Here is an 11,019-nt window from a genome sequence, read left to right as displayed (position 1 = left end):
CCCGCCGCCGGCTCGTCGTCGCAGATGTTCACCGGACCGGAGGGCCACTCCAGGGCGCTCACGGCGGCGCCGACGGCATCGTCGACATGGACGAAGCTGGTGATGTCGCCGTCGGCGGTCAGCTCGCCGGCGAGCGCCTTCTCGGCCATCAGCGCCGCGGTCGTGTACCACGTACCGGGCCCGTAGAGCACCCCGTACCGCAGCGCGACCCACTCGGGCACCTCCTGCACCGTCTCCTCCAGCACCGAGACTCCCCGTACGGTCGTCGACCTCGGCCCCTCGGCGTCGAGGTCGAGCGGCGTCAGCTCGCTCGCGGGCGCGCCCCCGCCCTCGTACGCCCACGCGATGCTCTGCGCCACGATCCTGCGCACGCCCGCGGCCACGGCGGCATCCGTCAGATTGCGGGTGCCGGTCCTGCGCATGACCGCGGTGGCCTCGCTGCTGCCGTTCGCGAGGTCGGTGAGCTGGTGCATCACGACGTCGGGCGCCGCGTGCCTGACGGCACGGGCGAGCGCCTCGGGGTCGTACGCGTCCGCCACCGCCACCTCGGCGCCCCGGGCGCGCAGTTGCTCGGCGTCGGTGGTGCGCCGCGTCAGCGCGGTGACGTCGTGCCCGTGCTCGATCAGCAGCGGCAGCAGCCGGCGGCCGATGACGCCGGTGGCTCCGGCCAGGAAGATACGCATCGCGGCAGTCCTCTCGTCACGTGGGCGCGGCCCGGTCGTCCCCGGGGAATGCCAGCATTCCCCGGGTGGGAACACCGGGCATCAGCAGGAGCGCCGTGTCCGCGCGTGGCCGGGGCCGTCGGCCGTTCCCCGCCTCCTGGGAGCCTCACCGGTGCCCGATCACCCGTTCGGGTCACCTGTCCCTGCTCCGCTGTTCGCCGACGGGCGGAAAAGAGACTCTTTCGGCGCTGCGGGGGCAGAGCGTGATCAGACGGCAGCACAGCCAGGTCGGCCAAGAACCAACGCCAAGAACCAACGCCAAGAACCAACGCCAAGAACCACACCAAGAGCAACACCAAGAACGACAGGGAAGCGTGGATCAGATGAACGACTCCGCCGAGCGGACGACGGCCCAGGACCCGGCACCCACCCTCACGGAACCGGTGCCCGACATCCAGCTCCAGATGCTCATCCGGCTGCTGGAGGAGGACCAGCGGTCCTCGCTGCCGATCACTCTGAACGTGCCCGGGGGAGTGGTGCACGGCGATCTGATCGCCGGCGAGGCGTGGAAGGCGGACTGGGCGCAGAGCATGCGCCAGGTGGAGAGCGTCAGCTCCGGTCTGCTGTCACGGTTCCCCGAGACCGTGGACCAGGCGGTCGACGAACTGACCGGCCGGCCCGGGGCGCACCACCTTCCCCGCTGGATCCATCTGCGCAACGTCACCCTCGCGACGGGCGGGGTCGGTGCCGCCGTCGAACTGCCGATCTGGCGCGGGCGCCTCGCCGATGTCGCGGGATGGGCGCTGGGCCGCCCGTGACAGCCCCGGTGAGGTGATGGGTCGTGGCGGCCCGGGCCGCCACGACCAGAAGTCAGCCCGACGTGACGGTGAACAGGGCGCCGTCCGGGTCGCGCAGCGTGGCTTCCCGTACGGTCGACTCCGCCGCGGCCGGCAGCGTGGACGACGGCTCCGGCGGCGAGATCAGCTTGCCGCCGCCGCGCACCGCCGCCTCCACGGCCCCGGTCACCTCCGGCACCCGGAAGTAGACGTGCCAGCGGGGCCGGATCTGCGGGTCCGGGGTGGCCTGGACACCGCCGCCGCGGATCTTGGCCAGCACATGGCCGTCCTGCCGCAGCACCGAGTGGTCCTCCTTGTGTTCGAGGGTGAAATCGCCCTCGGCCTCGGGCGCCCAGCCGAGGACCTGTCCGTAGAACCTGGCGGCCTGCGCGGCGTCGCGCGTCCGCAGCTCCAGCCAGGCAGGCGCGCTGCCCCGACCCACCGTCCAGTCGGAGCGCACCGCGCCCTCCCAGATCCCGAAGGCCGCCCCGTCGGGATCGGTGGCGAGCGCCGCGCGGCCGGTGTGGAAGGCCAGCGGCCCCACGGCGACGGTCGCGCCGCGCTCCCTGATCCTGGCCGCCGCCTCGTCGACGTCGGAGACCGCGAAGTACGGCGTCCAGGAGACGGCGACCTGGAGCGAGGAAGCGAGCGCGCCGATGCCCGCCACCGGCGACCCGTCGGTCAGGGCGACCCGGAAGTCGTCGCCGAGACCGGCGGCCCGGTACGTCCAGCCCAGGACGTCGGCGTAGAACGCCTGGGTGGCGGAGAGTTCGCGGGAGAGCAGAGTCACCCAGCAGGGTGCCCCGGCCACCGTTTGCGAATCGGTCTTGTCCTGCTCCACACCGCTCACTGCGACTCCACCCTGTCCGACGCCCTGCTGCCTGCCTGGTGCCTCTACTCTGCCAGGCCCCCAACCCGTCTCTTCCCGGGGTGGAAGTGGACAGTCCCCCGGAGCGGCAGGGAGGTCATCGGCGAGGTCAGCCGACCGCGTCGGCGAGCGCCGCGTCCGCCGCGGCGCCGCTCGCCTGCCACAGGGTGGTGATCGGCTCCCAGACCCTGATGCCGCCGGGCGCACCGACGGACGCCGCGCTGAAGCGGACCCCGGCCTCGGGCGTCCCGGCGCCCGAGACGGTGAGGTAGGAGACCGTACGGGAGTCATCGGCGGCGGGGCCGATGGTGCGCAGGGCGGCGTACGCGGAGCCGTGCGCGGTGAGCGTGTACGGGGCGCTCTCGGTCCACCACGGCACGGGCTGCGCGGCGCCGTCCAGGTCCCCGAAGGTGACCGTCGGGATCTGGTCGACGACGCAGGCTCTGCCGGTCCGGTTGGTGACGCGGATACGGACGGAGTCGGCGACGGGCGACGGCGCGGCCGACGCGGTCACCGACCCGGCGCGGCAGTCGGACAGGGCAGCGGCCCGTGCCGGTACGGCTGAGGCGCCGGAGGTGGCCAGCACGACCGCGACGGCGGCAGCGGCGGAGGCGGAGAGGATGGAGTGCGTGTGCATCAGAGAGATCCCCGTTTCTGTTTCTTCTTCGACAGGTGTCCGAACAGGTCTCTGAAGTGACACGCGACCCACCGCGGAGGTTGCACCGCTCGGACACATGAGGACATCACGGTCACACTTGTGACGGAATCTCAACTTCCGCCCGGCAGGCCCGCTCTGCCGCCCTCCCGTAGTGCTCAGCGCAGCAGCAGTTCGGCGCCTCCCAGCACCGTCGCCGCGATCACCAGGCGTTCGAAGAGACGCTGATTGATGCGGTTCACACAGGCCTTGCCGATGAACGCGCCGGGTATGACGAACAGCGCCAGCGCCGCGTCCAGCAGCAGCGAGCGCCCGTCGATCAGGCCCAGGCCCACGCTGAAAGGCACCTTGGTCGTGTTGACGATCAGGAAGAACCACGCGGAGGTGCCGAGGAAGCCCAGCTTCTGGAAGCCCGCGGACAGCAGGTACAGCGACATGACGGGGCCGCCCGCGTTGGCGACCATCGTGGTGAAGCCGCCGAGCACCCCGTAGAGACGCGCCTTGATCCGGCCGGCCTGCGACCGCGTACCCTCCGGCCCGTCCGTCGCCGCGCTCTCCCCGTCCGCCGCTTGCCGCGTCTCCGGGGGCTCTGTCGCTTCAGCGGCCTCGGCCTGCTTCTCCCTCCGGATGGTGCTCCGGCGCCGCCACACGGTGACCCCGGCCATCAGCAGCAGAATCGCGCCGATGGACGTGCGTACGGCGTCGTCGTCGGCCAGCAGCAGGAAAGCGGTCCCCGCCAGGACCCCGACGGCGACCGCGGGGAACAGCCGCCACAGCGTCGGCCAGTGCGCGTGCCGCCGGTAGGTGAGCACGGCGAGCACATCGCCGACGATCAGGACGGGCAGCAGCACGCCCGTCGACTCACGGGCGGGGAGTACGGCGGCGAAGACGGCGAGGCTGACCGTGTTGGCGCCGCTCACGGCTGTCTTCGAGAAGCCGACGAGCGTCGCCGCCACCGCCAGCGCGACGAATCCCCATACAGAAATGGTGTCCATGCCAACTATCGATCATAGGCGCCCCACTACACGGGCGGGCACACGGGCGGGCCCCCAGGACTCCGCGGAGGGTCCCGGGGGCCCGCCCCCGACCTGTGGCCCGTTCAACAGGGCTGTCTCTCAGGGGTAGTTGACGACGTTCGCGACCTGGTTCGTCTTGTCCGCCGGTCCTCCCGTGCCGTTGATGACATGGCTGATGGTGCCGGTCCCGCCCAGCGACACCGAGACCATGTCGTGGAACTTCACGCCAGGGGTGTCGGGCACCTCGAACGAATGCTCAGCGACCACCGCCGGGTTGGTGCTGAAGAAGCAGTAACTGCCCAGCCCCCACGCCTCGTGGGACGTCACCGAGTCCGCCACCTTGTACGCGGCGTAGCCCTTGGTGTCGCCGTTCATCCAGGAGGCCTGGTCCGGCGGGTCGTACGGCATCTCGTTCTGGTAGAAGTACGTCCGGCCGCCCTCGCCGTTCCATACGGTCTGGTCCTGCTGGAAGTGCTCGACGAAGAGCCCGTACATCGTGACGTCGTCGCCGTTCACGGTCAGCCCGTTCGCCGCCGTGTTCTGGTCCCAGCCCACCCCGTCGCCGTGGTCGGCACGCCAGATCCACAGGTGGTCGCCGATGACGTCCGAGCTGTTGACGACCAGGCTCTTCGACGCCTTGCCGACATGCTCGCCGCCGATCCGGAAGAACACGTCGTGCAGCGCCGTCGGGTCGCCGGCGTGGCTCGCGCTCGCGCCGTCGAGGCCGACCTCCATCAGCGTCGCCGAGTTCTGCGTACCCGCGTCGATGAGCAGACCCGCGAGCTGTACGCCGTCGACGTCGGCCACCGACATGGCGCTGACGCCGTTGTCGGGTGTCAGGGTCGCGAGGCCGAGACCGAGGACGACGGTGTCGGGCCTGGTCACCTTCAGCGTCTGGTCGAGGTGGTAGACCCCGGGCGTGACGAGCAGGTTCTTGCCGTCGGCCAGCGCCGCGTTCATGTCGGCGGCGGTGGCGCCAGGCTTGGCGATGTAGAAGTCGGCGATCGGCAGGGACGTGCCCTCGGGGGCGCCGTTCGACCAGGATGTGCCGGTCGAGTTCTTCCGTACGGCGGGTACGAACACCTTGTACGCGCCCGCGTCGTCGATGTACAGGAACGGCTTCTCGCGGGAGACCGGCGTCTGGTCGACCGTGGTGTACGGCGGATTCGGGAAGTTCCCCGTCGGCGCGTTCCGCGCCCCGACGAAGACCATGTTCCAGTTGGAGCCCGTCCAGCCGCCCCACTCGGTGTTCCGGGACAGCCACTGCTGCTGCGTCCCGGAGTTGACCTGGCCGTCGATCTTGCTGTCGGCCAGCAGCCCGCCGCTCGCCCAGCCGCCGTCGTCGAGCGCCAGGTCGCCCTTGAGGTGCATCCTGCGGTACGGCGCGGCCTGCGAGACGGCCCAGCGGTCGGCGCCGCCGGTCGGTGTCACCGCCAGATTCTCCGCGTCACGCCAGAAGTTCTGGGTGGCGTTCTGCGGCGGGAACCAGTCGGCCTCGGCGTGCACGGCGCCGTTGATGTTCGTGTCGTCCGGCGAGAGGCCGAGCCCGGCGACCTCCGTGTAGAAGCCGACGTTGGCGTTCGCGTCGTACGAGCCCGGCTTGAACAGCTCCGCGTGGCGCTCCTCGCCGAACTGGTTGGTCTCCTGCTGCTTGAAGACCTCGTCGAGCCGTCCCTGGATGTCGTCCTTCGACATCGACGGGTCGAAGACGTCGACGTTCGGGCCGAGGTCGGGCGCGTCGGCCGACGGGTCGGTGAAGGCCTTGCCGATACGGGCTTTCGCGGCCGGTGCCGCGCTCGCCCGTGCCGCGCTGTCGGCCGGTCCCGCCATGGCGTTCTGCGCCACCACGGCGCCGGACACCAGCAGGACCACGGCGGCGGCGACGGCCGGTACGCGGCCCCGCCTGCGTGCGCGGTGGCCGGGGGCCGCCGCTTCGGTGCTTTTCGGGTTCAGGTTCACGAGTTCGCCTTCTCTCCTCCTCCTTGTCGGTCGGCTCAGCCCGTGAACCCGGCGATGATCTTGCTGAACTGCCACGGCTCCTGGTCCACCCCGGAGCAGGTGTCGTCGTTGGGGTACGCACCCGGGCACGGCCGGTCGCGGTTGACCGACCAGAAGGAGAGCCGTGCCAGGTGGTGCTGCTGCGCGTACGCCGTGATGGCCGTGAAGTCGTCCGTCGTCACCGTCTCGTTGACGTCGGTGATGCCGTTCATGGAGGAGATCCCGCTGTGCGCGTACGCGTCCTCGTCGCTGTAGCCGTACGCGCCCTTGACGGCGTTCTTGAGCCCGTCGGTCGCCTGCTCGGTCAGATCGGCCATGTTCTTGCCGGCTCCGCCGAAGTCGAACGGCATGATCGTCCAGCCGTCGACCTCAAGACCGGAGTCGGCCGCGCGCCCGATCATGCTGTCGTCGGGGCCCGACTGGTCGCTGGGGAAGGTGACATAGGTGACCAGGCCCGCGTTGTCGGCCTTGACCTGCTTCAGCGCGTCGATGGTCTTCTGCTGCGTCGCCGGGTCGTTGTAGGCGTCGCCCTCGATGTCGATGTCGATCGCCTTCAGACCGTAGGCGTCGATGACCTTCTGGTAGGCGCCGGCCAGCGCGCCCGCGTCCGCGCAGGACTGTTCCAGCTTGTTGCCGCTCGCGCCGCCGAAGGACGGGACGATGTCACCGCCGGCGCCGCGCACCGCGTCGACGGTCTGCTGGTCGACGCCGCCGGTGAGCGGACGGCTGCCGTCCCACCGGGGGTCGCAGCCGCCGGCGTCGAGGACGAACGCCATCGTGAACCGGTTGACCCCGGTCGCCTTCATGACCTCGGTGGGGTCCGGCGGGTTGCCCCAGCCGTTGTAGATGTACGGGGCCACGGCGCCGGGCGCCGCCGCCGGACGCTGGTCACCGGTGGCCGCGTTCGCGTTCGCCGCCATCGCGGCGCCGGAGGCGACGACAGCCGCGCCGACCGCGAGGGCGGACCCGCGCAGCAGACGGCGCTTTCCCGTTCGTGCGCCATGACGTGCTTCTGAACTCATGTGGGGGGCCTTCCAGATGTGGGGGAGGGAAGGTGTGGAGCGGGCAGGCCGTGCGTCCACCGCCGACGGAACACGTGTGCGGCGATCGCTCAACAGGCCCTGCTTCATGATTAATTCAAGACGTGAGTTAACTAGTGGGTCAGATGGGCGTCAAGGGGTTGGATGCCCGTGGTATGCGTTCACCTCTTGGCGTCAACCTCCCGGCGCGCCCTGGCCGGAGGCCCCGAAATCCGCAGGACAACGGCCGTTTTGATCCGTAGCCTCGGTGGCTGTTCCGCGCGGACTGATCCGCGCGCGTCCCGAGGCGATGGGTGATTCGAGCATGGCGACGGCGATGGACGAGGCGGGCCGGCACGTTGCCGAGGCACTCTCCGGTTACACGGCGCGGGACGCCGCCGAAGCGGCCGACGTGGCCCGCGTACGCGCGCTCGTGAGCGACATCGCCGACCCCTGGCCGCGCACGATCCCGCTGCATGTGACGGCCTCGGCGGTGATCGTCCACCCGGGCAGCGGGCGGGTGCTGCTGCGCTGGCACGAACATATGCGCTCGTGGCTGCATGTCGGCGGCCACGGCGATCCGGGCGAGAGCGACCCGCTCGTTGTCGCGCTGCGCGAGGGCGCCGAAGAGACCGGACTCACCGACCTGACGCCGTGGCCGGACAGCTCGCTCGTACAGGTGGTGGTCGTCTCCGTCCCCGCCAAGGGCGACGAGCCCGCCCATGAACACGCCGACCTGCGCTACGTACTGGCGACGGACACACCGGAGGCGGCCCGCGCGGAGCGGCCGGGGGCGCCGCTGCGCTGGCTGCTTCCCGAGGAGGCCCGGAGGACCGCGTCGGAGGGGAACATCCGTGAGGCGCTGGCGCGCGTGGAGACACTCCTCGCGCCCTGAGCCGCAGCGACCGGCGGGCCACAAGGAGGCCGGGGCCCGGTCAGCGGGTGAGCCGGGCGAGGTGGGCGTCCAGGGGCTGAAGGCGGCCGGGAAGTGTTTCGGTGAGATCCCACCAACGGATCGCCGCGATCTCCTCGTTGGGCCGGAAGTCGCGCACAGCGGTGAGCCGGCCCCCGAACAAGGCGGCGTACTCGGCTCGTTGGTCGGGTGCCAGGACGAACCGAGCGTAGCCGACGAACCACAGCGGTCCGGCGGGCTCCTGGCCTGTCTCCTCCAGCAACTCGCGCCCGGCCGCCCGGCGAGGGGATTCACCTTCCTCGATGCGCCCGCCGGGCAGCTCCCACGACTGGCGGTACCGGTCGAAGACCATGAGGACGCGGTCCGCGTGCCGGAGGGCGACCAGCGCGGCCGGCAACGGCGCGTCGGACGGCGGTGTTTCCTCCACCCCGCGTCCGAAGGAGATCAAGGCGTTGCCGCGATCGTCGACCGCGAGGGGCGGGACTCCGGAATGGGACACCTCGCCATGGTTCCCGCTTCTCAGCCCTCGGACACGGGCGGCGACACGTCGGCCGCCGCGGGCGCCAGCGCGAAGACGCCCGCGGCGCCGGCCACCAGGAAGGCGACCAGGGCGACCACACCCGCCACCGTCACCTCCAGGAACAGCGCGCCGACCGCCGCCCCCGCGAGCATCGTCAGCACGGATCCCACCCTGCGGTGGGGTTTCGCGCCCGTACCCGCGCCGAGCACACTGTCGGCGGCGAGCCCGGTCACGGTCTGGGTGAGGACCGTCGTGGTCAGGTCCCGGGGAGCCATCCGGCGGACCGTCGCGTTCTGGAGACCGCAGCACAGGCCCAGCAGCGCGATGAGAACGAACGCGTGGTGCTTCGCGGTGCTGAGCACCCCCGCACCGATGAGTACGGCCGTCACGGCGAGCATCAGGGCCTGGCAGGCGAAGGCTCCGGCGATCCAGCGGCGCGGCTCGCCCGCCATCAGCCTGCCGAACTGGCCGCCGAGCAGCGAACCCACGACGAACGACCCCATGGCCACGATCGGGGCCAGCACCGGCAGCCCGTTGTCCTGGGCCACCGAGAACCCGAGGAAGGCGACGTTTCCCGTCATGTTGGCCACAAAGACCCGGCCGAGACGCAGATAACTCACCGCGTCCACAAGCCCGGTCGCGAACGTCATGGTCAGGAGCGCGCCGACCGCCCACCGCCGGGTCACCGGAAGCCGCTCAGCCACAGGGGACACCCTCTTCCCGTCTTGTTCTTCCGCCGCTGCCGGTCCCGCCGCCGGTCTCGCTGTCGTGTGTGCCCACGTTCTGTGCGCGCAGTCTCGCATCAGTCGTGGTCACGGACGGGGAACCCCCGCGAAGCGCCCCTTTCCCGGCATGCCAGAGTGCTCGAAGAACTTCGCGCCCGAACTTCTGGCGCGAACCTCGCATCCGAACCTCGCACCCCCCGTACGCAGCGAAGGAGACCACCGTGCATCCCACGTCTCGACCGTCCGCCACCCCGAGCGGGAAGGCCGTGACGAACTGGGCCGGCAACGTCACCTTCGGCGCCGCACGGCTGCACACCCCGTCGTCCGTGGAGCAGGTGCAGGAGATCGTCGCCGGCTCCACCGGGGTACGCGCGCTGGGCAGCGGACACTCGTTCAACACCATCGCCGACACGACGGGCGACCTGGTCTCGGTGGCCGGGCTGCCGAGAACCGTCGAGGTCGACAGCGACGCGCGTACGGTCACGGTCTCCGGCGGCCTGCGCTTCGCCGAGTTCACCGACGCGGTGCACGACGCGGGGCTCGCCCTGCACAACCTCGGCTCGCTCCCGCACATCTCGGTCGCCGGGGCCTGTGCCACCGGAACCCACGGTTCGGGCATCGGCAACGGTTCGCTTGCCACCGCGGTGCGCGCCCTGGACCTGGTCACGGCCGACGGCTCGCTCCTCAGCCTCGCCCGGGGGGACCAGGACTTCGCCGGCTCCGTGGTGGCCCTCGGCTCGGCCGGCATCGTGACCCGGATGACCCTCGACCTCGTACCGGCCTACGAGATCAGGCAGTGGGTGTACGAGGGACTCGCCCACACCGAACTGAGCGACCACTTCGACGCCGTACTCTCCGCCGCGTACAGCGTCAGCGTCTTCACCCGCTGGCGCGCCGGCGATCCCGACAAGGTGTGGCTGAAGCAGCGGGTCGGGGACGCCGCGGCGAGCCCGGCCCCCGACGAGTGGCTCGGCGCCGTACCCGCCGACGGCCCGCGCCACCCGGTGCCCGGCATGGACCCGCTGACCTGCACGGAACAGCAGGGCGTGGCCGGTCCCTGGCACACCCGGCTGCCGCACTTCAGGGCCGGATTCACCCCGAGCAGCGGCGAGGAACTCCAGAGCGAGTACTTCGTCGCACGCGAGGACGGCCCTGCCGCGTACGAGGCGCTGAGCGCGATCGCCGACCGTATCGCCCCGGTCCTCCAGATCGGTGAGATCCGTACGATCGCCGGCGACGACCTGTGGATGAGCCCCGCCCACGGGCGTGACTCGGTCGCGTTCCACTTCACCTGGTTCCCCGACACGGCCGCCGTGACGCCCGTACTGATCGCGATGGAAGAGGCGCTGGCGCCCTTCGGGGTCAGGCCGCACTGGGGCAAGCTCTTCACCACGCCGGCGGAGCGGCTGCGCGAGCTGTACCCCCGCTACGACGACTTCGAGGCGCTCATGGCGCGCCTCGATCCGCGCGGTGTGTTCCGCAACGCCCTGATGGAACGCTTCTTCCCCGGCGGTCACGCGCGGGGCTGAGTGACCGTGTTTGTCATTACTTTTTTACTTAAGGGCTATACCGGTCGCGGTTTGTCTTCCTAGCCTCCCCATATGTACAAACCTCCGTTCCCGCTGCCCGTCCTGACGTCGGCGGCCGTCGCTTTCCTCGCCGTGGGGTGGGTCGTGGCGAGCGGCAGCGACGTGGAGGCGAACACGAGCGCGCCCGCCGCACCCGTCGCACCGCTCGCCGGCACGATCCCGTCCCAGGCCGCGCTGCCGCCCGCCCAGCCGCCTGCTTCGGCGTCCGTCTCCCCGCT

The 11,019-nt window shown here is 71.0% G+C and carries 10 protein-coding genes and 2 pseudogenes; 4 read left to right on the top strand and 8 right to left on the bottom strand.

The window, feature by feature from the left end:
• Positions 1–683 (bottom strand): NAD(P)-dependent oxidoreductase (locus QR77_RS00960; RefSeq protein WP_052488435.1); only part of this gene is annotated, 683 nt, incomplete at its 3' end.
• A 362-nt stretch (positions 684–1,045) separates the two neighbouring features.
• Between QR77_RS00960 and QR77_RS00955 the strand changes: the two genes are divergently transcribed.
• Positions 1,046–1,480, top strand: coding sequence for a hypothetical protein (locus QR77_RS00955; protein ID WP_040019214.1), 435 nt, complete (start codon positions 1,046–1,048; stop codon positions 1,478–1,480).
• 52 nt (positions 1,481–1,532) lie between these two features.
• On the opposite strand, the gene QR77_RS00950 is transcribed toward QR77_RS00955, so the two are convergent.
• The 5 genes and pseudogenes from QR77_RS00950 to QR77_RS00930 all read right to left on the bottom strand — a co-directional run.
• Entirely contained in the window at positions 1,533–2,339 is an 807-nt protein-coding gene (locus tag QR77_RS00950; protein ID WP_052489509.1) for a VOC family protein, read from the bottom strand.
• Positions 2,340–2,475: 136 nt separating this feature from the next.
• Complete coding sequence (locus QR77_RS00945) at positions 2,476–3,003, bottom strand: DUF4232 domain-containing protein (RefSeq protein WP_040019211.1); 528 nt, start codon at positions 3,001–3,003, stop codon at positions 2,476–2,478.
• 176 nt (positions 3,004–3,179) lie between these two features.
• Positions 3,180–4,016 carry a sulfite exporter TauE/SafE family protein gene (locus tag QR77_RS00940; RefSeq protein ID WP_040019209.1) on the bottom strand — a complete coding sequence of 279 codons (837 nt, stop codon included), beginning with the start codon at positions 4,014–4,016 and terminating at the stop codon, positions 3,180–3,182.
• Between the two features lie 120 nt (positions 4,017–4,136).
• Positions 4,137–5,867 carry a coagulation factor 5/8 type domain-containing protein gene (locus tag QR77_RS00935; RefSeq protein WP_236711036.1) on the bottom strand — a complete coding sequence of 577 codons (1,731 nt, stop codon included), beginning with the start codon at positions 5,865–5,867 and terminating at the stop codon, positions 4,137–4,139.
• 164 nt (positions 5,868–6,031) lie between these two features.
• Positions 6,032–6,907: pseudogene (locus QR77_RS00930) on the bottom strand (chitinase); the annotation flags it as partial.
• Between the two features lie 415 nt (positions 6,908–7,322).
• Between QR77_RS00930 and QR77_RS00925 the strand changes: the two are divergent.
• Positions 7,323–7,949, top strand: coding sequence for an NUDIX domain-containing protein (locus tag QR77_RS00925; RefSeq protein WP_236710487.1), 627 nt, complete (start codon positions 7,323–7,325; stop codon positions 7,947–7,949).
• 40 nt (positions 7,950–7,989) lie between these two features.
• Here QR77_RS00925 and QR77_RS00920 read toward each other — a convergent pair whose 3' ends face one another.
• Together QR77_RS00920 and QR77_RS00915 are read right to left on the bottom strand one after the other, a co-directional pair.
• Entirely contained in the window at positions 7,990–8,466 is a 477-nt protein-coding gene (locus tag QR77_RS00920) for an NUDIX hydrolase (RefSeq protein WP_040019208.1), read from the bottom strand.
• Between the two features lie 20 nt (positions 8,467–8,486).
• Entirely contained in the window at positions 8,487–9,191 is a 705-nt protein-coding gene (locus QR77_RS00915) for a YoaK family protein (RefSeq protein ID WP_040019207.1), read from the bottom strand.
• Between the two features lie 242 nt (positions 9,192–9,433).
• Between QR77_RS00915 and QR77_RS00910 the strand changes: the two genes are divergently transcribed.
• Both QR77_RS00910 and QR77_RS46405 read left to right on the top strand, forming a co-directional pair.
• Positions 9,434–10,741 (top strand): D-arabinono-1,4-lactone oxidase, encoded by a 1,308-nt coding sequence (locus QR77_RS00910; RefSeq protein ID WP_040019206.1) that lies wholly within the window; start codon positions 9,434–9,436, stop codon positions 10,739–10,741.
• 72 nt (positions 10,742–10,813) lie between these two features.
• Positions 10,814–11,019 (top strand): annotated as a pseudogene (locus tag QR77_RS46405) (hypothetical protein); the annotation flags it as partial.

The sequence above is a fragment of the Streptomyces sp. 150FB genome (assembly GCF_000818195.1).
Lineage (GTDB): Bacteria > Actinomycetota > Actinomycetes > Streptomycetales > Streptomycetaceae > Streptomyces.
Note: the sequence above shows the minus strand (reverse complement) of the source record. Positions and strands in the feature narration are given on the sequence as shown.

Coding starts and splice junctions, on each gene's coding strand:
- QR77_RS00955 (WP_040019214.1), top strand. CDS start 1,046: ATGAACGACTCCGCCGAGCGGACGACGGCCCAGGACCCGGCACCCACC.
- QR77_RS00945 (WP_040019211.1), bottom strand. CDS start 3,003: ATGCACACGCACTCCATCCTCTCCGCCTCCGCCGCTGCCGCCGTCGCG.
- QR77_RS00940 (WP_040019209.1), bottom strand. CDS start 4,016: ATGGACACCATTTCTGTATGGGGATTCGTCGCGCTGGCGGTGGCGGCG.
- QR77_RS00935 (WP_236711036.1), bottom strand. CDS start 5,867: ATGGCGGGACCGGCCGACAGCGCGGCACGGGCGAGCGCGGCACCGGCC.